Annotated in this window: 19 protein-coding genes and 1 tRNA gene; 15 read left to right on the top strand and 5 right to left on the bottom strand. The window is 68.4% G+C overall.

What is annotated here, in order from left to right:
* Window positions 1–20 precede the first annotated feature (20 nt).
* Entirely contained in the window at window positions 21–1,031 is a 1,011-nt protein-coding gene (locus ACIRCZ_RS11805) for a LacI family DNA-binding transcriptional regulator (protein WP_402853218.1), read from the bottom strand.
* A 157-nt stretch (window positions 1,032–1,188) separates the two neighbouring features.
* On the opposite strand from ACIRCZ_RS11805, the gene ACIRCZ_RS11800 reads away from it, so the two are divergent.
* From ACIRCZ_RS11800 to ACIRCZ_RS11785, 4 genes are read left to right on the top strand one after another with little or no spacing between them, the layout of a single operon-like run.
* Window positions 1,189–2,499 carry an ABC transporter substrate-binding protein gene (locus ACIRCZ_RS11800; protein ID WP_055897066.1) on the top strand — a complete coding sequence of 437 codons (1,311 nt, stop codon included), beginning with the start codon at window positions 1,189–1,191 and terminating at the stop codon, window positions 2,497–2,499.
* The gene (locus ACIRCZ_RS11795; RefSeq protein ID WP_055897071.1) at window positions 2,489–3,469 is read left to right on the top strand and encodes a carbohydrate ABC transporter permease; all 981 of its coding nucleotides are present in this window, start codon (window positions 2,489–2,491) and stop codon (window positions 3,467–3,469) included. Before ACIRCZ_RS11800 ends, ACIRCZ_RS11795 begins: the two co-directional genes overlap by 11 nt.
* Window positions 3,466–4,368, top strand: a complete 903-nt coding sequence (locus ACIRCZ_RS11790) for a carbohydrate ABC transporter permease (RefSeq protein WP_402853213.1) — start codon at window positions 3,466–3,468, stop codon at window positions 4,366–4,368. The genes ACIRCZ_RS11795 and ACIRCZ_RS11790 overlap by 4 nt, the downstream gene beginning before the upstream one ends.
* Window positions 4,365–5,354, top strand: a complete 990-nt coding sequence (locus ACIRCZ_RS11785) for a glycoside hydrolase family 43 protein (protein ID WP_402853210.1) — start codon at window positions 4,365–4,367, stop codon at window positions 5,352–5,354. Before ACIRCZ_RS11790 ends, ACIRCZ_RS11785 begins: the two co-directional genes overlap by 4 nt.
* A gap of 10 nt (window positions 5,355–5,364) precedes the next feature.
* Here the strand turns inward: ACIRCZ_RS11785 and ACIRCZ_RS11780 are convergent, their stop codons facing one another.
* Window positions 5,365–6,465, bottom strand: coding sequence for a hypothetical protein (locus ACIRCZ_RS11780; protein WP_402853207.1), 1,101 nt, complete (start codon window positions 6,463–6,465; stop codon window positions 5,365–5,367).
* Window positions 6,466–6,612: 147 nt separating this feature from the next.
* On the opposite strand from ACIRCZ_RS11780, the gene ACIRCZ_RS11775 reads away from it, so the two are divergent.
* From ACIRCZ_RS11775 to ACIRCZ_RS11765, 3 genes are all read left to right on the top strand, one after another.
* Entirely contained in the window at window positions 6,613–6,855 is a 243-nt protein-coding gene (locus ACIRCZ_RS11775) for a hypothetical protein (protein ID WP_055897087.1), read from the top strand.
* Between the two features lie 62 nt (window positions 6,856–6,917).
* Window positions 6,918–7,481 (top strand): dihydrofolate reductase family protein, encoded by a 564-nt coding sequence (locus ACIRCZ_RS11770; RefSeq protein WP_402853205.1) that lies wholly within the window; start codon window positions 6,918–6,920, stop codon window positions 7,479–7,481.
* Between the two features lie 408 nt (window positions 7,482–7,889).
* A complete protein-coding gene (locus ACIRCZ_RS11765) occupies window positions 7,890–9,824 on the top strand; it encodes a PKD domain-containing protein (protein ID WP_402853203.1) in 1,935 nt (644 codons plus the stop codon).
* On the opposite strand, the gene ACIRCZ_RS11760 is transcribed toward ACIRCZ_RS11765, so the two are convergent.
* Window positions 9,752–10,642 (bottom strand): CPBP family intramembrane glutamic endopeptidase, encoded by an 891-nt coding sequence (locus ACIRCZ_RS11760; RefSeq protein ID WP_402853200.1) that lies wholly within the window; start codon window positions 10,640–10,642, stop codon window positions 9,752–9,754. The genes ACIRCZ_RS11765 and ACIRCZ_RS11760 overlap by 73 nt on opposite strands.
* A 239-nt stretch (window positions 10,643–10,881) precedes the next feature.
* Here ACIRCZ_RS11760 and ACIRCZ_RS11755 point away from each other — a divergent pair, with 239 nt between their 5' ends.
* Together ACIRCZ_RS11755 and ACIRCZ_RS11750 are read left to right on the top strand one after the other, a co-directional pair.
* Window positions 10,882–11,181, top strand: a complete 300-nt coding sequence (locus ACIRCZ_RS11755) for an ATP-binding protein (protein WP_402853197.1) — start codon at window positions 10,882–10,884, stop codon at window positions 11,179–11,181.
* On the top strand, window positions 11,178–13,448 hold the full coding sequence (locus ACIRCZ_RS11750) for an FUSC family protein (RefSeq protein WP_402853194.1): 2,271 nt from the start codon (window positions 11,178–11,180) through the stop codon (window positions 13,446–13,448). Before ACIRCZ_RS11755 ends, ACIRCZ_RS11750 begins: the two co-directional genes overlap by 4 nt.
* Here ACIRCZ_RS11750 and ACIRCZ_RS11745 read toward each other — a convergent pair.
* Both ACIRCZ_RS11745 and ACIRCZ_RS11740 read right to left on the bottom strand, forming a co-directional pair.
* Complete coding sequence (locus tag ACIRCZ_RS11745) at window positions 13,420–14,823, bottom strand: DUF1254 domain-containing protein (RefSeq protein ID WP_402853191.1); 1,404 nt, start codon at window positions 14,821–14,823, stop codon at window positions 13,420–13,422. The genes ACIRCZ_RS11750 and ACIRCZ_RS11745 overlap by 29 nt on opposite strands.
* Before the next feature lie 216 nt (window positions 14,824–15,039).
* Window positions 15,040–15,123 (bottom strand) — tRNA-Leu (locus ACIRCZ_RS11740).
* 115 nt (window positions 15,124–15,238) lie between these two features.
* Here ACIRCZ_RS11740 and ACIRCZ_RS11735 point away from each other — a divergent pair.
* From ACIRCZ_RS11735 to ACIRCZ_RS11710, 6 genes are read left to right on the top strand one after another with little or no spacing between them, the layout of a single operon-like run.
* Window positions 15,239–15,985 carry a DUF3662 and FHA domain-containing protein gene (locus tag ACIRCZ_RS11735; protein ID WP_055897110.1) on the top strand — a complete coding sequence of 249 codons (747 nt, stop codon included), beginning with the start codon at window positions 15,239–15,241 and terminating at the stop codon, window positions 15,983–15,985.
* The gene (locus ACIRCZ_RS11730) at window positions 15,982–16,569 is read left to right on the top strand and encodes an FHA domain-containing protein (protein WP_402853187.1); all 588 of its coding nucleotides are present in this window, start codon (window positions 15,982–15,984) and stop codon (window positions 16,567–16,569) included. Before ACIRCZ_RS11735 ends, ACIRCZ_RS11730 begins: the two co-directional genes overlap by 4 nt.
* Window positions 16,570–16,571: 2 nt before the next feature.
* Entirely contained in the window at window positions 16,572–17,822 is a 1,251-nt protein-coding gene (locus ACIRCZ_RS11725; protein WP_055897116.1) for a PP2C family serine/threonine-protein phosphatase, read from the top strand.
* Complete coding sequence (locus ACIRCZ_RS11720) at window positions 17,806–19,203, top strand: FtsW/RodA/SpoVE family cell cycle protein (protein ID WP_402853183.1); 1,398 nt, start codon at window positions 17,806–17,808, stop codon at window positions 19,201–19,203. Before ACIRCZ_RS11725 ends, ACIRCZ_RS11720 begins: the two co-directional genes overlap by 17 nt.
* Window positions 19,204–20,658, top strand: coding sequence for a penicillin-binding protein 2 (locus ACIRCZ_RS11715; RefSeq protein ID WP_055897122.1), 1,455 nt, complete (start codon window positions 19,204–19,206; stop codon window positions 20,656–20,658).
* Window positions 20,655–22,397, top strand: a complete 1,743-nt coding sequence (locus ACIRCZ_RS11710; protein ID WP_402853179.1) for a serine/threonine protein kinase — start codon at window positions 20,655–20,657, stop codon at window positions 22,395–22,397. Before ACIRCZ_RS11715 ends, ACIRCZ_RS11710 begins: the two co-directional genes overlap by 4 nt.
* Window positions 22,398–22,453 lie beyond the last annotated feature (56 nt).

Here is a 22,453-nt window from a genome sequence, read left to right as displayed (position 1 = left end):
GGGCACCCGTGCGAATCCACTCAGACCAGCGGGGCGCTCTCCCGCGTCACCAGCTCGTAGCCGACCAGCTCGTGCCTGCCCATCGTGGCCAGGCCGTCGATCCGCTCGCAGAGCATCGCGACCGCCCTGGTCGCGAGCGCCGTGAGGTCGGGTGCGATGGTCGTGATGCTGGGGAAGGTCACCGAGGTCATGAGCGTGTTGTCCCATCCCGTGATCGCCACATCTTCCGGAACGCGGAGGCCGCGCTCCTGGAGCGCACGCAGCGCGCCGATGGCGGCCAGGTCGTCTCGGCACATGATCGCGTCGAGCTGCAGGCCGCCGTCCAGGGCCGCCCCGATCGCCACGGCTCCCTCCACAGGAGAGATGGCGTTGCTCGGAATGAGCATGGCCGGGTCGGGGACGATGCCCGCGTCTTCTAGCGCCGCCTGATATCCGGCGATGCGGAGCTCCGACGTGCGCGAGAGGCGGTCCGGCTCGTGGCCGGCGAAAGCGATCCTGCGGCGGCCGAGGCGGAGGAGGTGCGTTGTCGCCTCCCGCGCGGCAGCGACGTTGTCGATCATGACGCGGTCGATGCTGAGCGGCGCGGCCCCCTCGCCCAGGATGACCATAGGCAGAGAGCTCCTGGTCTGCGCGAGCTCGGCGGAGCTCATCACGCTCGGCTGGAAGACGATGCCGTCGACCATGCCGGCCTCGATGCCGGAGACCGCTGCGCGCTCCCCGTCCAGGGTGGCGTCCGTCTGCTCGAGCAACACACGGTATCCCTGCTCCTCCGCCACGTCGGACACCCGGCGGGCCAACTCGGCGAAGTACGGGAGGGTCACGTCGGCGAACGCCAGCGCCAACAGGCCTGTGCGTCCGGTCGCCAGCCTGCGGCCGAGGAGATTGGGCCGGTAGCCGAGCTCGTCGATCGCCTTCTGGACCCGTTCGCGCATCCTGTCGCTGACGTGCGGGTATTCGTGGACGACGTTCGAGACTGTCTTCATCGACACCCCGGCGAGCTCCGCCACGTCCTGCAAGCGCACACCCGCCACGCGCGTCTCCTCTCGTCATGAGAACTCTACTTTGCGGGCCGATTACCCCGAGTCACCAATTGTCCACCGCTTGACAGCAAATTTCTAGCGCTGTAATTTCGAGAGCAGCGCGGCTCCGCCCGCGACTCGTGCCTGTCACTCAAGGGAGAGAAATCACATGAAGAAGCGATCTGCCGTGCGGGTCCTGGCCGCCGCGGTGGCCGTGGGCCTCGGCCTCGCACTCACAGCCTGCGGCAGCTCAGGCGGCTCTGGTGGAGAGGTGGCGTCCGGCGACTACTCCGGACCCAAGGTCACCGTCACCTTCTGGAACGGCTGGACGGGCGGCGCAGCACCCGTGCTGGTTCCGAAGCTCGTCGACAAGTTCAACTCGGAGCACAAGAACATCGTCGTCAAGAACGTCCCGATGGAATGGGCGGACCTGGCGAAGAAGATGCCGCTCGCCGTCAAGGCCGGAAAGGGTCCGGACGTCGCGGTCGCGCACGGCGACGATGTCGCCACATACGCCGCGCAGGGCCTGCTGCTCAAGAGCGATTCCATCGTCAAGTCCCTCGGTTACAGCGCCGACGACTTCCCGGAAGGTCTCATGAAGGCGGGCGAGTACAAAGGCGCCCAGTACGGCATCCCGTGGAGCGTCACGCCGCTCGGTCTCTACGTGAACAAGGACGTCCTCAAGCAGGCGGGCATCGACCCGACCACGATCCCCGCCGACAAGGCCTCGTACATGGATGCACTGGCGAAGCTCAAGACGGCGGGCGTCCAGGGCGAATGGGTCGACGGCTACGTGTTCACCGGAACGTTCGAGTTCCAGTCGCTGCTCTGGCAGTTCGGCGGCGACCTGTTCAACGACGACGTCACGAAGGCCACCTTCAACTCGGACGCAGGCGTGCAGGCGCTGACCCACATGGTCGACCTCATCAAGCAGGGATACAGCCCGGCCAACGTCGCTCAGGACGGCAACATCAACGCCCTGATCGCAGGCAAGACGGCATTCAACTGGAACGGCGTGTGGCAGACCACCAACACCGCGTTCGACAAGCTCGACTGGACGGCGGTCGCCGTGCCCCAGATCGGCACCGAGAAGGCGGTCTGGTCCTCATCCACCCACTGGATGTTCATGAACAACAAGGGCCAGGACAAGAACAAGACGGCCGCCGCCGCCACGTTCGTCAAGTGGATGAACGACAACTCGGCGAGCTGGCCCGACACCGGCGAGCTGCCCGCGAGCAACAGCGTGCGCAACGACCCGGCCCTGGTGAAGAAGTACCCGAACCTGAAGCCGTTCCTCGACGAACTCCCGTACGCCCACTACGAGACGTCGGCTCCCGGCATCACCAGCGTCACCGCCACGGTCACCACGGCCGTCAACGAGGCTGTCACCGGCAAGAAGTCGCCGAAGCAGGCCCTCGACGACGCCGTCGAGAAGGCGAACACCCTGCTCACCCAGAACAAGCAGACCTATGGCGAATGAGCTCGCTGTAGAGGCGGCATCCCGGCCTGGCGCCGGGGTGCCGCCTCGGCGCGCCCGGCGCAGCAGCACGCTGGCTGCGCCGCGCCGTACGAAGACGGCCTACCTCTTCCTGGCGCCGTTCCTCGTCCTGTTCCTCGTCTTCGTGGCCGGTCCGGCCGTGTTCGGCCTGTGGATCAGCCTCACCAACTGGAGCCCGTTCCGCGACACCCAGCAGTTCATCGGGCTGAAGAACTACCTCGACCTCTTCACGCCGAACTCGGCCACCTCCGGCGACTTCTGGCAGTCGATGGGCGCCACCGGCATCTTCACCGTCGCCAGCGTGCCGTTCCTTCTCGTCATCCCGCTGCTGATCGCGCAGCTCCTCAACCGCAAGATCCGCGGCGGCACGGTCTTCCGGGCCGTGTTCTTCGCGCCCTACGTCCTCGGCGTCGCGGTGATCGGCGTGATCTGGAAGTACCTGCTCGACACCCAGTCCGGCATCGTCAACCACGTGCTCGGGATGTTCGGCCTCCCCTCCGACATCCCCTGGACCGTCAACGTGCCATGGGTCTGGGTCTCCCTGGTCGGCATCACGGTGTGGTGGACCCTCGGGTTCAACACCGTCATCATCCTCGCCGGCCTCAAGGGCATCAACAACGACCTGTACGAGGCGGCAGCGCTGGACGGCGCAGGTCCCTTCCGGAAGTTCTTCAGCGTCACGCTCCCCGGCCTGCGCCAGGTCATGACGTTCGTCGTGACGGTGACCATCCTCGCCTCCGCCAACATGTTCGGTCAGTCGTACATCGTGACCAAGGGCGGCCCTGGCAACCAGACCAGGACCGCGATCATGTACATCTCCGACCAGGGGCTCTCGCAGAACAACATGGCAGCAGCGTCGGCCATGAGCTACGTGCTGTTCGTGTTCCTCGCGATCATCAGCATCGTCAACTTCCGCCTGCAGCGGGAGCGCACGGAAAGGGCACCCAGATGACGGCCGTCACCTCCCAGCAGCCTGTCGCGAGCGGAGAGGAGCAGCGCCCCGTCCGGCAGGAGCGGCGCAGGTCACCGCGCCGTACGGCCGGTCAGATCGTCCTCTACGTCGTGCTCTGCCTGCTCACCCTGCTGATCGTGCTGCCGCTGCTGTGGATCGTGCTCACGTCGTTCAAGACGGACAGCGACGCCATCCAGAACCCGTTCTCGGTCTTCCCGACTCCGTGGTCGGTCGACGCGTACATCACGCTGTCGAGCGGGCAGCAGCCGATCTTCCGCTGGTTCCTCAACAGCCTGCTCGCCGCCACTCTGCAGACGGCGATCATCCTGGTGACGGCCTCCGCTGCGGCATACGCCCTCGCCAGGCTGGAGTTCTGGGGCAAGAAGATCGTGTTCGGCGCCATCATCGCCACGCTGCTCGTCCCTCCGGTCATCTTCCTCATCCCGAACTACCTGATCGTGCAGAACCTGGGCTGGCTCGACACCATCTGGGCCATCTCCATCCCCGGCGCCGCGAGCGCGTTCGGCGTGTTCTTCCTCCGCCAGTTCTTCATCGGCCTGCCGGTGGAGATCGAGGAGGCGGCCAGGATCGACGGCGCAGGCGACATCAGGATCTTCTTGCAGATCGTCGTGCCGCTCGCCCGCCCCGCCCTCGCGACGCTCGCCGTGCTGAGCTTCCTCGCCAACTGGAACGACTTCCTCTGGCCGGTGTACGTGCTGCTCAGTCCGGAGAACCTCACGCTGCAGCCCGGTCTCGCCCAGCTCCAGGGCGCGTACTCGACGCACTTCGCGATCGTGATGGCCGGGGCGGTGATCGCCTCGATTCCCGTGCTGATCCTGTTCTCGATCGCTCAGCGCCACATCGTGGACAGCGTCGCCAGCTCCGGCGTGAAGGGATGAGGTCGGCGGCGGCCGGCGTCGCGGCAGCGGCGGCCGTCGCGCTGGCCGCGCTGACCGCGCTGACCGGCTGCTCGGGCAGCGCACCCGCGCCTACGTCCGGCTCCGCGTCCTCCCCCGCTGCCGGTCCGACGTTCGCGATCGATCAGGACTTCGCCGACCCCGACGTCATCGTCCACGACGAAACGGCGTACGCGTTCGCCACGAACACCCCCGGTTTCCTGGTGCGCTCGGCGACCTCGACCGACCTGCGCCACTGGACGGTGTCGGAGACGGACGCGCTCACCGTGCTGCCCGGCTGGGCGCAGCCCGGCCGCACCTGGGCGCCAGACGTGGCCGAGGTGTCCCCAGGCTCCTTCGTCATGTACCTGACCGCTCAGGATGCCGCTTCCGGCCGCCAGTGCATCGGCACGGCGACGTCGACCACGCCAGGCGGCCCGTTCGTCCCCGCGTCCGAGACCGCGCTCGTCTGCCCGGTGGATGCGGGCGGTGCGATCGACGCCGCCACCTTCCGCGACGACGACGGCAGTCTGCACCTGCTCTGGAAGACGGACGGGAACTGCTGCGGCCTCGACACCTGGATCGAGACCGCCCCGCTGGCGCCAGACGGTCTCCGTCTCACGGGTGCGCCCGTCAAGCTCCTCAAGCAGGACAGGGCGTGGGAGGGTGCTCTGGTCGAGGCGCCCGACCTGGTGAAGCGCGACGGCGTCTACGTACTGTTCTTCTCCGCGAACGACTACGGCGGCGACGACTACGCCATCGGCACAGCGACGGGCTCGTCGCTGACTCAGCCGTTCACCTCCCAGGAGAGGCCGTTCCTCACGTCAGCGTCGCACGCTGGAACCTTCCACGGTCCAGGCGGCCAGAACGTCGTCAGCTTCCGCGGGAAGGACTGGCTCGTCTTCCACAGCTGGGACGACTCGTACGCCTATCGCGGGATGCTCGTGCGCCCGCTCACCTGGGACGGCGCGACCCCGCACCTCGGCTGACCGCCGGCGCCTAGCTGCCCTCCGCCGGCGTGCCCGGTCCCCACGTCACCGACTGGAACACCGCCCCCGCGTCTCCGAAGGAGGAGATGGAGCCTTCCACGTCGGCCTCGATCGGCGCGGTCGACGTCACCGTGCCGGAGTCGCCGGTCGCCGGCATCGAGAAGTCGGCCTGGAAGGTCACAGTGCCAGGCGTCGTGGTCTTCACCGGCCAGCAGCCTCCCGTGCTCACCGCGGCCTGGTCCGGCAGGTGGCAGCCGAAGTCCCACGGCCCGACGGTGACCGTCGGGCGGCTCTGCACCGTCCACGCGGCGTTGGTCCAGATCTCGCCTGGCTCCGCTCCGCTGCTGAGCCCGAACGAGCATCCGGCGGGCTGGGCCTCCGGCGACGCCGCGCACGTGTCGAGCCACGCCTGCGCCGACGCCTGCGCCGAGTCGAGACCCTTCTGGGTGAGGACGGCCGCATCCTGCAGCTGCACGTCGTCCGCGAACCCGGCCACGGAAGCGGTGGCGCCCGCGAGGGTGAACCAGTCGTTTCCGGTGGACGCCGCCAGCGTGTACGTTCCGGGGAACGCATTGAGGCGCAGGGGCGCTCCCTTCCAGCCGAGCGGCACCCCGGCGAGCGTCGCATCCACCCGGCCAGGGGCACCGATGGTCACGGTGACGGTGCCGAGCGTGACGGGCGCCAGCTTCCAGCTGTCGACGCCGACCAGCGAGGCCGGTGACCACGCTCCCCTGCTGACCGCGAAGTCGCGCGTGCTCTTCGTGCCTCCGCCTGTGACCTCCGCCGTGACCGTCGCATCACGCCCGTGCGGCCGGACGGTCACGATGCGGAACGCGGTCACCCTGTCCGTCGCGTTCTTGTAAGCCTTGTTTGTGAGCAGCACATCCACTGCGCGGTGCGTGCGCCCCTCGAGCTTCGTCGCCGCCTCCACGTCTCCGCGCTTCACGTCGGTGAGGTACGCGGACACCAACGCCTGAGGGGTGGATGCGTCACGCGCCCCGATCACGAGCACCAGCGCCGTGATCCCCACCCCGAGGGCGAGCGCCGTCACGATCGACACCACCACGATCCACAGCGATCCGCGCGACCGCGCCGTCGTCTCCTGGGTCACCGAAACCTCTCCCCCTGGCCGCCGTTCCGGCCGATCGTCCCCGCCCGGGAATCATACCGGCGGATGACCCATCCACGACCCTCGGCTGATGCCGTCTCTCTCGCTCCCCGATTGACTGGATACATCGGCCAACAAGGGGGAACCACGATGACGACACTGAACCACCATCTCCCGTTCACGGGCGCGGTGCCACAGGTCAAGCGGGCTCGAGGGGTGCTCGCTTCGATCGCGGAGAACGCCTATCTGCGTTTGTTCTCCGTGCTCGTCGTCATCGCGGCCGGTGCGGTGGCGCTCGCCTTCGGAATCGCATTCGTGCTCGACCTCGTCGTGCCGGTGTTCTTCGGAGGCGAGCTCCACGCGCTGGGCGCGCTGTTCCCGCAGGTCGGCTGAGAGGCACGAGGCCTGGCGCATCCTCCTCCGACTGCTTAGAGTCGGTGCGGGAGGTACCACCGATGCCACGTCTCCTCTATTCCGCCATCGCGTCCGTCGACGGCTACACGGCCGATACGTCGGGCAACTTCGACTGGGCCGCTCCGGACGAGGAGGTGCACGCCTTCGTCAACGACATGGAGCGCAGCACCTCCACGTATCTCTACGGCAGACGCATGTACGAGACCATGCAGGTCTGGCAGACCTTCGGCGACGATCCGGACGAGTCGCCGGTGGTCGTCGACTTCGCGGGTATCTGGCGCGGTGCGGACAAGGTCGTGTACTCGGCCACGCTCGACGCCGTGTCGACCCCGCGCACCAGCCTCGAGCGCACGTTCGATCCGGATGCGGTGCGCGCTCTCGTCGCCGCAGCTCCCGGCGACGTGGGCATCGGCGGCCCGACCATCGCGGCGGCCGCACTGCGGGCCGGGCTCGTGGACGAGGTGCGGCTGATCCTGGTGCCTGTCGCGGTCGGCGGCGGAACCCCGGCGCTGCCGCGCGGGCTCAACCTCGGGCTGGAGCTGCAGGACGAGCGCCGGTTCGCGAACGGGACGGTGTTCCTGAACTACCGGGTCACGCCGAGCTGACACGCGGCGCGCGGCTCACCCCAGCGCGAGCGTCACGCTCGGCCGCTGCAGCGCCTCTGCCAGCACCTCCAGCGTCACGCCCTGCTCCGCGAGGATCGCCAGCGGGTAGAAGAACGGGTCGTAGCCGTGTTGCGACGGTCTCGCTCGCGCCCAGCAGGATCACCCAGCCGCTGACCGGCGCAGTGAGCACGAGCGGGCCGGGCCCTTCGCCGAGGCCGGGGTTCTCGGCCAGCCTGGCGCAGCACGAGTCCAGGCGGCGATTCTCGCGAGCATTTCTCAGTTTTCCTTCCGCTCTACCCGTGCGCGGGGCTACCCTGAGTGCCAGGCCCGCACAGGGCCACTGCCTCTACGGGGGCACGCGCCTCCGTGGCAGCAGAGCACAGTCGTGAGCTGCGAAGGAGCGCTCCAATGCCTGCTCGACGAACCACCACGGCCGCGATCGTCGGCCTCACTCTCGCCGCACTCGTCCTCGCCGCGCCGGGAGGCGCCGCCGGCATCGCCCCCAACGCGACGAGTGTGCACTTCACCGCGTCCGGCGACTACGGCACCTCGGCCAATGCGACCGCCGTGCTCGCCGGCATCGGCGCGTTGCATCCCGACCTCCACCTCGCCGTGGGCGACCTGTCGTACGGAGCCGTCGGCGATGAGCAGTCGTGGTGCGACAGCGTGACACAGGCCGTCGGTGCCGGCTTCCCGTTCGAGCTCGTCTCCGGCAACCACGAGAGCAGTGGCCAGAACGGCAACATCAACGACTTCGGCGCCTGCCTGCCCAACCAGCTCCCCGGCGCCGTCGGCACCTACGGTCGGCAGTACTACGTGGATGTGCCGCAGGGCGCTCCGCTCGTGCGCTTCCTGATGATCTCCCCCGGCCTGCCGTTCGCCGACGGCACCTGGACATACAACGCGGGCACCTCCCACTACGCCTGGACGGCGGCCGCCATCGACGGCGCGCGCGCCGCGAACATCCCGTGGGTGGTGGTCGGGATGCACAAACCCTGCCTCTCGATGGGCCAGTACGCCTGCGAGGCGGGCGCCGACCTGATGAATCTCCTCGTGGGCAAGCGCGTCGACCTGGTCGTCACCGGCCACGAGCACCTGTACCAGCGCACCAACCAGCTCGCCATCGGAGGGGCGTGCAGCGCCATCGTGCCAGGCGCATACTCCGCGAGCTGCGTCTCCGACTCCGACGCGTCGATGGTCAAGGGAGCCGGCACCGTTTTCGCGACGGTGGGCACAGGGGGCAACGGGCTCTACAACATCAACGCCGCAGACCCGGAAGCCAACTACTTCGCCGCGGAGTCCGGCGCGAACCTCACGCCGACGTACGGCTCGCTCGACGTCACAGCGACGGCGACCCAGCTCAGTGCGTCGTTCGTGAGGGCGGCCGGGGGGAACTTCGCCGACTCGTTCACCATCGCGCCGAGCGGCGGCGGGGGCAACCAGCCGCCGACCGCGAGCTTCACGAACACGTGCACCGACCTGGCGTGCTCGTTCAACGGTGCCGCGTCGAGCGATCCGGACGGCACGATCAGCACGTTCGCCTGGGACTTCGGCGATGGCGCCACCGGCACAGGCGGCACGGCCAGCCACACGTACCCGGCAGCCGGAACGTACACCGCGAGACTCACCGTGACAGACAACGGCGGAGCGAGCGGGACGACGACGAAGACGTTCGCCGTGACAGCTCCCCCGCCTCCAGCGGGCTCGCTCGCAACGGACGGCTTCGACCGTGTCATCGCGAACGGCTGGGGGACGGCTCCGACAGGCGGCCCGTGGACGGTCGCGGGGAGCGCATCCCTCTACTCCGTCGGATCCAGTGCAGGCTTCATCCAGTTGCCGGCCGGTTCGGGAGGCACGACCAGGCTCGCCGGGGTGAACTCGGCCAACACCGATCTCCGCCTCAATATCTCGGTCGACAAGCTGCCGTCCTCCGGCAACGTCTACATCTCCCTGTCGGGCAGGCGCGTCGTCACCACCGGCTCGTATCAAGCGAAGGTCATCGTGTCCTCGGTCGGGAAGGTGACCATGCAGCTTGTCCGCGTCGACCCGAACGGCGGGGCGGAAGTGGTGCTGCAGTCGTCCGTCGCGCTGACCGGAACCTACGTGGCAGGAACGAAACTGGCGGTGCGCCTGCGCGTGACGGGCACCAGCCCCACCCTCATCCAGGCCAGAGCGTGGCCGGACGGCACGACGGAGCCGACCACCTGGCAGCGCTCGATCACCGATACGACTTCCGGGATGCAGGCGCCAGGCGGGCTAGCGATCACCGGCTACTTGTCCGGCGGCGTCGCAAACGCTCCCGTGGTCATGGCGGTGGACGACCTGGTCGCCGTGACTCCGTAGTCTGCGCGGCCGCGGATGAAGAACAGGGCGACGATCCCCATCAGGATCACGGTCCAGTTGCCCGTCGACGCGATGATGAGGAAGCCGTTCTGCTGCCCGGCCGCCGCTGTGTCGATGCCGCCCGTGGAGAGGAAGAGCGTCGGGTCGGTGAGTGCGTGCGCGACGATCGCCCAGACGATGCTGCCTGTCGCGCGCATCACGAGGTACATGCAGATGCCGAAGCAGAAGGTGTACGGGATGGTGATGAGCACGGTGAGGGTGAACCCGGCGCCGATCGCGTTCGCGGTGTGCATGAGGGCGAAGATCGTCGATGACAGCACGGCGACGACCAGCTCACTGTGACCGGCGTTGCGCAGCAGCGTCACGGCGGCGCCGCGGGTCACCAGTTCCTCCGCAACACCGATGAACACTCCGGCGAGCAGCGTCAGCGGCACGACACCGGGAGCGAACGACGCGTAGTCGATTCCGATCAGCCTGAGCACGATCGGGTATGCGACGACCGCGACGGCGATCCACATCCACCAGCGGCCGCGCACAGGCTGGACGGCGAACACGCGGCGCGCCAGCCCGGAGAGCAGGAGGAACACCACGATGATCACGGCCCCGATCCCGATCGGCAGCACCAGGTACAGCAGCACGTTGATCGCGCTTCCCAGCGGGCCGCCCTCGGTGATCGCGCCGCCCCACAGCTTTCCGATCAGCCAGCCGACGCCGAGATAGAGAGCCATGTAGACGGCGGCGACGAGCACGGCCTTCCGCCAGCCGCCGCGTTCCCAGAACGCCCGCCATCTGGATGTGCTCGCCTGCTCGTTCGTCATGTCCCCGCTCTCGACCGCGCGGAGCCACGGCGGCTCCAACCTGACAAAGCTAGCCGATCTAGCGAACCGGAGCGAGGGGCCGGGCCGAGGCTGGACCGACGTTCACACCTCCACACTCACCTCGTAGACCTGGGTGGACGCGCGCCATGCAGCGAGTCTCGCCGCCCGCCGCAGCCACGGCATCGGTCATTCTGCCGATCCCGGTCCGCTCCGGTACGGTTCGGGGATACACTGCCGCCATGCGCGGTGGGTCGCCGCCTCCCGGCGGCACGGCCAGAGTCTGTCCGCTGTTCGTCGGGCGGGAAGACGCGATGGCGTTCGCCCTGCACCGACGCGACGAAGCGGCGAGCGGCACAGGGGGGATGCTGCTGTTCGGTGGCGAGGCGGGGATCGGCAAGTCCCGCCTGCTCGACGAGGTGACGGACGCGGCCGGCGGCAGGATCGTGCGCGCCGAGGTGTTCGCGGACGACAGGGACACCCCGGGGCTTCTGGTCGACCCGGCCGGGCGCCCCGCCGACCACGATCGGATGCACGCGTGACGGCCGGACAGGGCTCGCGCGCGCGCGTCTCCGCCTGGTTCGCCCGCCACGACCCCGGCTACGCCGCCCTCCGCCGGGCGACGCGCACGGCGATCGTCATGCCGCTGCTGTTCGCGTTCTGCAGCATCGTCCTCCGCGACCCGCAGGTGGCGACGTTCGCCGCGTTCGGGTCGTTCGCCATGCTGATGCTGGTGGACTTCGCCGGGCCGATGCGCGAACGGCTCCAGGCGCAGCTCGGATTGGCGGTCACCGGCGCCGTGTTCGTATGCCTCGGGACGCTCGCATCCCGCCCGGTGTGGCTGGCCGTGGCTGGGATGGCCGTGGTCGCGTTCGCCGTGCTGTTCGCCGGGACCGTCAGCTCGGTGCTGGCGTCGGCGAGCACGTCCCTGCTGCTGGCGTTCATCCTGCCGGTGACCCTGCCCGGCACGGTCGACTCCATCCCGCCGCGGCTGCTGGGATGGGGCCTGGCGGCCGTCGTCGGGTTCGTCGCCATCGCGGTGTTGTGGCCGGCCCCTGCGCGCGAGCCGCTGCGAGCGCCTGCTGCCGCCGCTGCCCGCGCGCTCGCGACTCGTCTGCGCGCCGATGTCGCCTACCTGCACGGCGACGGCGACCCCGCGCCGGCGACGGCGCGCACGCAGGCGACGGCGGTCGCGGACGCGGCAATCGCCGGACTGCAGTCCGTCTTCCTCGCCTCCCCATACCGCCCGACCGGCTTGAGCACACCGGCACGCACGGTGGTCAGGCTGGTCGACGAGCTCACCTGGCTGAACCTGCAGATCTCCCAGTCGGTGCTGTCCCCTCCAATCGGATCGTCGCGGCCGTCGCCGATTCGCGAGGCTGCTCTGCAGACGAAGCTCGCCGCTGCCGAAGCACTGGATGCGGGCGCCGAGCTCCTGCGGCAGACCGGCGGAGACCCCGGGCCGCTCGAAGCTGCTCTGCAGCGCCTCGCGCAGGCACGCGCTGCGGTGTACGCGGCGGCGATGTCCGTGCCGACGCTGCCGGGGAGCGCCGACGGAAGCGACCGACTGGTCTCCGCGCTCGACCCCGGTTTCCGCGCGCAGGAGCTCAGCCGCGCCGTCGATCAGGCCGCGAGGAACATCGCCCTGACCGCGAGGGGGGAGCGCCGCACCTGGTGGCAGCGCGTCCTCGGAAGGCAGCCGGGGGATGTTCCGGGCCCGCTCTCGGCCGCCGAGGAGAGGGCGAGCGGCTACTTCACCTGGCATTCGGTGTGGCTGAGGAACAGCATCCGGGGTGCTGCCGCCCTCGGGATCGCGGTGCTGCTGGCGGATGTCACGGGCGTCCAGCACTCGTTCTGGGTGGTGCTCGGCACACTGTCGGTGCTCCGCTCCAACGCCCTCAGCACGGGTCAGACGGCGCTGCGCGGAGTGCTCGGCACGTCGCTCGGCGTGATCGTCGGCGCCCTGTTGGTCTTCGCGATCGGTACGAACACGGTGGCCCTGTGGATCCTTCTGCCGTTCGCGATCCTGCTGGCGGGCATCGCCCCTGCCGCGATCTCGTTCGCCGCCGGCCAGGCGGCGTTCACGATCACGCTGGTGCTTCTGTTCAACATCATCGTGCCGACCGGCTGGACGGTCGGCCTCCTCCGCATCGAGGACATCGCCATCGGCTGCGGCGTCAGCCTGCTCGTCGGCGTGCTCTTCTGGCCACGCGGCGCCTCGGCCGCCCTGCGCCAGGCGCTGGCGGAGGCGTACGCAGACGGCCTGCGCTACCTCACCGCTGCGGTCTCCTACGGCTTGACCAGGTGCGAATCCGCGGCGTCCGAGGTCCCCCGCCCCACCGCGCAGTCCCTCCGCGCCGCCGCCTCCTCCCGGCGCCTCGACGACACCTTCCGCACCTACCTGTCCGAGCGCGGCACCAAGCGCCATCCCCTCGCCCAGGTGACGGCACTGGTCACCGGCGTGGCAGGTGTCCGCCTCGCCGGCGACTCGCTGATCGACGTCTGGCGCGGGCAGCATCCCGCGCATGGCGACCTCGACGGTGCCCGCGAGTCCCTGCAACGACAGGCGGACCGCCTCACCCGCTGGTACGACGACCTCGGCCGCGACCTCCTCACCCGCGCGGACCCACCGGCACCGCTCGACGCTGACCCGGGACTCGACCAGCGCCTGACGGATGCGGTCTCGCGCGACGGCGAGGACGCATCCATCGGGGCGGCCACCGTCGTTCGCCTCGTCTGGACCGCCGACTACCTGGATGTGGTGCGCCGGCTGCAGGCGCTCATCGTCTTTCCGCGCGACCCCGCGTGAAGTCCGGGAGCCGCCACGATCCGTCGAACGCCGCGGGTTCCGGGCCGTAGATGCGGAAGTAGACGAACCATCCGACGCCTGGCTTGGTCTTGATCCACCTGGTCGCGTCGCTCGGGTCGGTCGGCGCCTCCGGTGCGAAGTGCAGACGCACCGTGTCTCCGGTGAGGTCCTGGAGCTCGTACATGGAGCGGAGAGCGGCGGAGTTCTGGTCGGTGAGGATCTCGCTCCGCGTTTCGGCGTCGTAGACGGTGATCGACCAGAACAGCGTCGCCGGCACGGGGAGGGGAACATCGAGGACGTACGAGTTCTCTCCGTACAGATAGTCCCCGTCGGCGTACCGGAGCCCGAGCCAGTACAGGGAGCCTGCTCCCGGTGCGCGAGCGAACATCGCCGGCGACTCGACCTGCGCCTGGTAGAACCACTTCTCGCGGGCGTAGAGGTCGGTATAGTCCGGCGTGTCGAAGGTCCCGTTGTCCGACCGCAGGACGGCCCATTCCCACTGGGTGCCCGGCCAGACCTGCTTGGCCGGGCTGCGGTCGGCGAACGACTGCGCGAGCAGGTGAGCGTGGCCGATCGCGGCGGCCTTCTCGAGGATCGCGGTCAGCCGTGCATCCGGCTCGAACGGCACGCCGCGCGCGATGCCGAGCTGCGCCAGCTCTCCGTATTCATACCGGTATGCGGGGTTGGGCGGCTCCTCCTGCAGGGTGTCGTGCAGTACGCGCCAATAGTCCAGCCCGGTCTCCCAGCGCACGGGGGTGAAGTCGGCGCCGTCCAGTAGGGAGAGATCGACCCAGGTGGTCTCGGGCCAATCGTCTCGCGGCTCCAGCGGGTACACCTTCACCGACTGCATCAGCCGGTCCGCGGCCTCCATGTCTCCACCGATCGGCATCGCGCGGATGAGCCCGAGAACCCGGTTGGTCGTCGACCGCCCGGCATACATCCCGTCCGGGACCTCGCCGGTCCAGCCGGGCGGCAGCACCACGTGCGTGCCTCCCGCGGCCTTCGCGGGTCCGGGGAGGCCGTAGTCCATCACCCAGAGCTGATTGAGGTCGTTGAAGGTTCCCATGATCGGCCCAGGCGGGACTTCGAGGACGATCGGGCCGTCCGACAGGTCGAGGGCGACGGCACCGTACGGGGTGTCCGAGTTCGGCGTGAAGACGAACTGCTTCGGTGTTCCCTTCAAGGCGGGGAAGACCTGATTCGGCACGACGCCGCCATCCAGGTTGCCCCGCCAGGTCGCTTCGAACGAGACGGTCGGATAGAAGAACCGGTACGCGTGCAACGCCCGCACCAGATCGGCCTCGTCGAACGCGAGCGCCGCCGTGTCCCCATTCGGGAAGCCACCCGTGATCACATACGCAGACTCATCGAACATGGCCGATTCCCCTCGCCGGAACCGCCACACCGCAGTGGCGGTCTCTGGCCACAAGCTACCGCGCAGCGCGCGAGCCGCCTAGAGCTAGGGTCCGCTGTGGACAGCAAACGGCAAAACACGAAGGGCCGGATCGACATGTCCGTCGATCCGGCCCTTCTTCGTTCGCTCGGACCGATTCTGAGAAGCCTTCTGCAGGATTCTGAAATCGACCCGTCGTGCGCGAGGGGGGACTTGAACCCCCACGCCCTTTCGAGCACTGGCACCTGAAGCCAGCGCGTCTGCCAATTCCGCCACTCGCGCGAACTAGGAGAGACTAACACGACCGTCGCATTCATTTCGAATCAGCCACCTTCGGTGCCTTCCCACCCGTTCCGACTAACATGCTCATAGTCGGCGAGCCGGGAGCGGGAGACCTGTGGGCATACTGGACAACTTCGAGAGAGGTCTCGAACGTGCTGTCAATGGCGCGTTCGCGAAGACCTTTCGGTCGGGGCTGCAACCGGTCGAGCTCACCAGCGCGCTGAGGCGGGAGCTGGACACCAAAGCGGCCGTCGTCACGCGGGATCGCATCCTGGCGCCCAACCGGTTCGCGCTGCGCATGTCGCCCGCCGACTACAAGCGGATGCGCGGGATGGGCGCCGCCCTCACCGACGAGCTGGTCTCGTTCGTGCAGCAGCACGCCACCACCCAGCACTACCAGTTCGCCGGCGGCATCTCCATCGACCTCGTGGAGGACTCGTCCATCACCGAGGGGATGCTGCAGGTCGACTCCGAGAACGTGAAGGGCGCGGTCGCGTGGACGCCCGTGCTCGACATCGGCGGCAAGCGTTACCCGATCACCCACTCCACCACCGTCATCGGGCGCGGCAGCGACGCCGACATCACCGTCGACGACACCGGCATCTCCCGCAAGCACGTGCAGATCATCTGGGACGGGCAGCGCGCGCAGGTGCAGGATCTCGGCTCCACGAACGGCTCGCAGCTCAACGGCCAGCCCGTTCGGAAGGCGATCCTCGAGCCCGAATCCGTCATCACCATCGGTCGAACCCGTATCGTGTTCCGAGTGCTGCCGCAGGCGGCGCCCGCCCCGTCCGCCGGTCAGGGCTTCGCCGAGGACGTGACGCGGCGCAACGACATCGGAAATTTCTGGAGCGAATCGTGAACCCCAGTGAGCTGACGCTCCTCGTGCTCCGGTTCGGGTTCCTCCTGCTGCTCTGGCTGTTCGTCTTCGGCATCGTCTACGCGCTGCGCACCGACCTGTTCGGTCAGCGCGTGCGAAAACTTCCGGATGCGCAGGCGGCGCCGGCCGCCGCATCCCCGTTCGTCGCCGCCCCTGGTGGGGCGGGCCAGGCCGCGACCGGCGCGGCAGCGGGGAGGCCCATGCAGAGCGCTCCCGTCTCCAACCTCCCGTCCGGCGCGAACACCGCAACCGGCCGGCCCAAGGCCACCACCCAGTCCGCCACCCGCCTCGTGATCACCTCCGGCCCCCGCCAGGGCACGGAGCTGCCGCTCGGCCGCGACCCGATCACCATCGGCAGGTCGAGCGAGTCCGGTCTGGTGATCCGCGACGACTACACCTCCACGCATCACGCCAGGCTGCTGCTGTGGAACGACGAGTGGATGGTCCAGGACCTCGACTCCACCAACGGCACCTTCCTCGACGGCCGACGCGTCACCGTCCCGACCCAGATCCCGCTCGACACCCCGATCAAGATCGGCACGACGACGTTCGAGCTGCGACGGTAGACGTGGCACCGAACCGGGCAGCGGCCGTCTCACACGTCGGGAAGATCCGCTCCAACAACCAGGACTCCGGCTATGCGGGCCACGACCTGTTCGTCGTCGCCGACGGGATGGGCGGCCACGCGGGAGGCGACGTCGCCTCCGCCATCGCCGTGAACCGCATCCGCGAGGCCGACAAGGAGTACGCGACGGCCTCCGAGGCCGAGTTCGCCCTGCAGTCTGCGCTGATCGCCGCGAATTCGCTGCTCGCGGAGACGGTGTTCGAGCATCCGGAGCTCACCGGCATGGGCACCACCGTGAGCGCCATCGTGCGCGTCGGCGACCAGCTCGCACTCGCCCACATCGGCGACTCGCGCATCTATCTGTTCCGCGACGGCGAGCTCAAGCAGGTCTCGATCGACCACACCTTCGTGCAGCGCCTCGTCGACAGCGGACGCATCACCGAGGAGGAGGCGATGGTCCACCCCCGCCGCTCCGTGCTGATGCGCGTGCTCGGCGATGTGGATGCGTCCCCCGAGATCGACACCTGGACCCTCGACACCCAGCCCGGCGACCGCTGGCTGATCTGCTCCGACGGCCTCAGCGGCGTCGTCAAGCACGACGACATGGTCGCCGCGCTGTCGTCCAGGGATGCGCCGAAGCAGGTCGCCGAGAAGCTCGTCAGGCAGAGCCTCGACGCCGGAGCCCCCGACAACGTCACGGTCGTCATCCTCGATATCGCGGACACCGCCCGCGGCGAGACGATGAAGGACCCTGTCACGGTCGGTTCGGCCGCTGCACCGCTGTCGTTCGACACCGAGGCCAAGCCGACCACGCGCACCACCCGCCTCCCGTCGCTGCGCCTGCACCCCATCCGGCCGGCGACGGGCCCGACGCACTTCGAGCCGCAGTCGGAGGACTATCTCGACGAGCTCATCGAGGAGGATCAGCGCCGCGTCCGCCGCAGACGCATCACCTGGCTCGTCGGCGTCATCGTCCTCGTGCTGGCGATCGCCCTCGCCGCACTGTTCGGCTATCAGTGGACGCAGTCCCGGTATTTCGTCGGCGCATCCCCGTCCGGCAATGTCGCCATCTTCCAGGGTGTCCAGCAGAACCTGGGGCCCATCACGCTGTCCCACGTGTACGAGGAGTCGAGCGTGAGCGTGGATGAGCTCCCCGCCTACGACAAACAGCTCGTGCAGCAGACCATCAACGCCGACAGCCTGTCTTCGGCGCAAGCGATCGTGGATCAGTTGGCCGATGCCGTCAAACAGTAACGCTGCGACGCTCGACCAGGCCGCGCCGGCCACCGGCAGGGTCAAACGTCTGCGCCTTCCCGCCAAGCTCCGCAACCTGGAGCTGGCGCTCCTCATCGTCGCCTGCGCCATCAATGCCGTCGCCGTCGTGCTCGTGCAGCTCGGCGCGCTCGGTCACGTGGACCTCACCCTGCTGTATCTCGGCGTCGGCCTGTCGGTCCTGGTGTTCGGGATGCACATCGCCCTCCGCTACGTCGCGCCCCAGGCCGACCCGTTCCTTCTGCCGATCGCGACCGTGCTGAACGGCATCGGCATCGCAGAGATCTACCGCATCGACATCCACTTCCAGGACTTCGGCTGGGACAGCGCCGGCGTGCGCCAGATCGTGTGGAGCGCCATCGCGATCATCTGCGCGCTGGCCGTCATCATCGTGCTCCGCAACCACCGCATGCTGCAGCGCTACACGTACATCTTCGGGTTCGCCGCCCTGGTTCTCCTGCTTCTGCCGATGCTGCCGGGCATCGGCAGGGAGATCTCCGGTGCGCGGGTCTGGATCGGCATCGGGCCGTTCAGCTTCCAGCCCGGTGAGATCGCGAAGCTGTGCCTGGCCGTGTTCTTCGCCGGATATCTCGTGCAGCACCGCGACTCGCTCTCGATGGTGGGCAAGAAGTTCCTCGGGATACGGTTCCCCCGCGCCCGCGATCTCGGCCCCATCCTGATCGTCTGGCTGATGTCGATGGCCGTCATCGTGTTCCAGCGCGACCTCGGCACCGGTCTCCTCATCTTCGGACTCTTCCTGGTGATGCTGTACGTCGCCACCGCCCGCATCAGCTGGGTGCTCCTCGGCCTGCTGCTGATCGTCGGGGGCGCCGTCGTCGCCAGCCAGGTGCTCGTGTACGTGCACGACCGCTTCGAGAACTGGCTGAACCCTTTCGCGCAGAAGGTGTACGACGCGGACGGCGGCAGCTTCCAGCTCGTGCAGGGTCTGTTCGGCCTCGCGCACGGCGGCTTGATCGGCACCGGCCTCGGCCAGGGGCAGCCGTGGGTCACCCCCGTGTCGCAGAGCGACTACATCATCGCGAGCATCGGCGAAGAGCTCGGCCTTGCCGGCCTGTTCGCGATCTTCGCCCTGTACCTGCTGTTCGTCGCTCGCGGCCTCCGCATCGGCTTCGCCGGTCAGGACGATTTCGGCAAGCTGCTCGCTGTCGGCCTGTCGTTCACGGTTGCGTTGCAGTGCTTCATCGTGATCGGCGGCGTCACCAGGGTCATCCCGCTGACCGGCCTGACGACGCCGTTCCTCGCGGCGGGCGGTTCGTCGCTCGTCGCCAACTGGATCATCGTCGCTCTGCTGCTGCGATTGTCGGACACCGTCCGCAACCAACCCCGTCTGGTGGTGAGCTGAGTGAATCGCGAGATCAAGCGGATCAGCACGATCGTGCTGCTGATGTTCGTGGCGCTGCTGGTGTCCACCTCGATCCTCACGGTGTTCCAGGCGGATGCGCTGACGGCGGATGCGCGCAACAGCCGTGCCAGGAACGACAGCTACTCGCAGCAGCGCGGCGCGATCCTGGTCGCCGGTCAGCCGATCGCCCAGTCCGTGCCGTCGAACGACGTCTACAAGTTCCAGCGGGTGTACAGCAACGGCCCGCTCTACTCGTCCGTCACCGGGTTCTTCCCCGTCAACGGGGAGCCGACCGGCCTCGAGGGTGCGCTCGACGACAAGCTCAGCGGCTCGTCGAACTCGCAGTTCTTCGACCGCGTCAACGCGATCCTCACCGGTAAGAACCCGCAGGGGGCCTCGGTCGAGACCACGATCGACCCCGTCGCGCAGCAGGCAGCGTACGACGCGCTCGGCAGCTACCAGGGCGCCGTCGTCCTGATGGAGCCGAAGACCGGCCGCATCCTGGCGATGGTCTCGAAGCCGGACTTCGACCCGAACACGCTCGCCGGTCACGACGGCAAAACGGTCAACGCCAACTACCAGGCCCTCCTGGATGCACAGGGCAGCCCTCTGACGAACCGCACCATCGGCGGCAACCTCAACCCGCCAGGCTCCACCTTCAAGCCGGTGATGAGCGCTGCGGCGTTCGGCTCAGGCAAGTACACCAAGGACAGCCAGCTCCCCAACGTCGCGTCCCTCCCGCTGCCCGGCTCGCCCACCGTGGTCAAGAACGACAGCCTCACCACCTGCGGCCCTGGCGCCACCGTGTCGATCGCGACCGCGCAGATCCTGAGCTGCAACATCCCGTTCGCCGAGCTCGGGATGCAGCTGGACCCGCAGACGATCCACTCGCAGGCCGAGAAGTTCGGGTTCAACCAGTCGCTCAGCATCCCGATCCCGGTGGAGAAGAGCGTGTACCCGCTCTACACCGACGACGCGGAGCGCGCGCTCGGCTCGTTCGGCCAGTACAACGACAAGGCGACCCCGTTGCAGATGGCGATGGTCTCGGCCGCGATCGCGAACGGCGGCAAGCTGATGTACCCGAACCTGGTCGACTCGATCCGCTCGGCGGACCTTCAGACGCTCGAAAGCTTCCAGGCGAAAGAGTTCAGCCAGGCGCTCAGCCAGGAGAACGCCGACACGATCAAGCAGATGATGGTCGACGGCGTCGATCACGGCGTGGCGAGCAATGCAAGAATAGACGGGGTCGAGGTCGGCGGTAAGACCGGAACGGCGCAGAACGGGGACAACGACCCCTACACGCTCTGGTTCACGGGTTTCGCGCCGGCGAACGATCCTCAGTTCGCTGTGGCGGTTGTTGTTGAAAATGGCGGTGGACAAGGTCAGAACGGCACGGGTAACTCCATCGCCGCTCCGATCGCGAAGAAAGTACTAGAGGCGGTGCTGAATAAATGAGACCCACAGCAGGGCTCACCTTCGGGGGACGTTACGAGCTGCAGTCGCGGATCGCGATCGGCGGCATGGGCGAGGTCTGGCAAGCGACAGACCTCGTGATCGGACGCACCGTCGCCATCAAGATCCTCAAGGACGAATACCTTGGCGACCCCGGTTTCCTCGAGCGCTTCCGCGCCGAGGCCCGCCACGCCGCCCTGGTGAACCACGAGGGCATCGCGAACGTCTTCGACTACGGCGAGGAGGAGGGCAGCGCCTTCCTCGTGATGGAGCTCGTCCCCGGCGAGGCCCTGTCGACCATCCTCGAGCGCGAGCACGTGCTCAGCACGGACAAGACCCTCGACATCGTCGCGCAGACCGCCGCCGCGCTGCACGCCGCCCACGCAGCAGGTCTCGTGCACCGTGACATCAAGCCGGGCAACCTGCTCATCACGCCGGACGGCCGCGTCAAGATCACCGACTTCGGCATCGCGCGCATCGCCGACCAGGTTCCGCTGACCGCCACCGGCCAGGTCATGGGCACCGTCCAGTACCTGTCGCCTGAGCAGGCCTCCGGCCACCCCGCTTCGCCGACCACCGACATCTACTCGCTCGGCATCGTCGCGTACGAGTGCCTCGCCGGCCGCCGCCCGTTCACGGGCGAGTCGCAGGTCGCCATCGCGATGGCGCAGATCAACGAGGCGCCGCCAGAGCTCCCCGCGACCGTCGCAGAGCCGGTGCGCAACCTGGTCTTCGCCTGCATCGCCAAGAACCCGGCCGACCGTCCGGCATCCGCCGCGCATCTCGCGCGTGCCGCCCAGGCGCTGCGCCGCGGGGATGTGCAGGCCGCCGCGGCGTCCGTGCCCGCCGTTCTCGGCGGAGCGGTGCTCGGCGGAGCGACCACGATGCTGATGCCGTCCGCCAACGCGGGCGCCACCGAGGCGACCACGATCCTGCCCTCTGCGTCCGCGCAGACGACGCAGACCGAGCTGCAGGACGCCGAGCCGTCCACCACGACCAAGAAGCGCAGCCCGTGGACCTGGCCGCTGATCGCTCTGATCGCCCTGCTGGCCCTGGTGCTGATCGGCACGATCATCGCGCTCGTCGCGCAGCCGAACACGCCGCCGCCCACGACGCCGAGCACCACCGCGAGCCAGACGCCGACGACCAAGCCGTCGACACCCAGCCCGACGCCCACGAGCAACACCGTGCAGATCACCGAGGCCGACTTCGACGGACTGACCGCCGACGCCGCCCGCGCCAAGCTGCAGGGGCTCGGGATGGTCGCCGACGTCCAGACCGGGAACGCCGCCACCGCGCAGGCCCAGGTGAACACCGTCTACTCGGTGAACCCCACCGGCCCCGTGCAGAAGGGCGCGACGATCACGGTCAAGGTCTTCGGACCGGTGACGCCCATCCCGACGCCGACGGACACGGTCACGGCCAACCCGAGCGAGGTCGACAACTTCGACCCGAACAACATGCCCAAGATCACGGTCACGTTCGGCTCGGCCACCTGCCCGGCCGGACAGGACCTGAAGGGCCGCGCACTGTATGTGAACGGGACGCAGCAGACACCGGTGAACGCCACCACGACGACCTGGTCGCCGAACGCGGTCGGCACATACCAGCTGTCTTACACGATCTTCTGTGGGGAGTCGATCGAGTCGGCACAGTCGCCTGCTGTCCCGTATGTGGTGAAGAGCAGCACGACCACGGGGGGGAACAACAATGGAGGAACGGGAACAGGGACGAACGGCTGATGTTCTGGCCCCCGCTTCAGGGGGAGTTACCCAGACAGAGACCGCTACACTAGCCG

Origin of the sequence: Leifsonia sp. NPDC102414, assembly GCF_044765685.1 — a bacterium.
Classification (GTDB): Bacteria; Actinomycetota; Actinomycetes; order Actinomycetales; family Microbacteriaceae; genus Leifsonia.
Note: the sequence above shows the minus strand (reverse complement) of the source record. Positions and strands in the feature narration are given on the sequence as shown.

What these genes read in the sequence shown, in the direction of transcription:
- ACIRCZ_RS11800 (WP_055897066.1), top strand. Translation starts at nt 1,189, where the DNA reads ATGAAGAAGCGATCTGCCGTGCGGGTCCTGGCCGCCGCGGTGGCCGTG.
- ACIRCZ_RS11795 (WP_055897071.1), top strand. Translation starts at nt 2,489, where the DNA reads ATGGCGAATGAGCTCGCTGTAGAGGCGGCATCCCGGCCTGGCGCCGGG.
- ACIRCZ_RS11790 (WP_402853213.1), top strand. Translation starts at nt 3,466, where the DNA reads ATGACGGCCGTCACCTCCCAGCAGCCTGTCGCGAGCGGAGAGGAGCAG.
- ACIRCZ_RS11785 (WP_402853210.1), top strand. Translation starts at nt 4,365, where the DNA reads ATGAGGTCGGCGGCGGCCGGCGTCGCGGCAGCGGCGGCCGTCGCGCTG.
- ACIRCZ_RS11775 (WP_055897087.1), top strand. Translation starts at nt 6,613, where the DNA reads ATGACGACACTGAACCACCATCTCCCGTTCACGGGCGCGGTGCCACAG.
- ACIRCZ_RS11770 (WP_402853205.1), top strand. Translation starts at nt 6,918, where the DNA reads ATGCCACGTCTCCTCTATTCCGCCATCGCGTCCGTCGACGGCTACACG.
- ACIRCZ_RS11765 (WP_402853203.1), top strand. Translation starts at nt 7,890, where the DNA reads ATGCCTGCTCGACGAACCACCACGGCCGCGATCGTCGGCCTCACTCTC.
- ACIRCZ_RS11760 (WP_402853200.1), bottom strand. Translation starts at nt 10,642, where the DNA reads ATGACGAACGAGCAGGCGAGCACATCCAGATGGCGGGCGTTCTGGGAA.
- ACIRCZ_RS11755 (WP_402853197.1), top strand. Translation starts at nt 10,882, where the DNA reads ATGCGCGGTGGGTCGCCGCCTCCCGGCGGCACGGCCAGAGTCTGTCCG.
- ACIRCZ_RS11745 (WP_402853191.1), bottom strand. Translation starts at nt 14,823, where the DNA reads ATGTTCGATGAGTCTGCGTATGTGATCACGGGTGGCTTCCCGAATGGG.
- ACIRCZ_RS11720 (WP_402853183.1), top strand. Translation starts at nt 17,806, where the DNA reads ATGCCGTCAAACAGTAACGCTGCGACGCTCGACCAGGCCGCGCCGGCC.
- ACIRCZ_RS11710 (WP_402853179.1), top strand. Translation starts at nt 20,655, where the DNA reads ATGAGACCCACAGCAGGGCTCACCTTCGGGGGACGTTACGAGCTGCAG.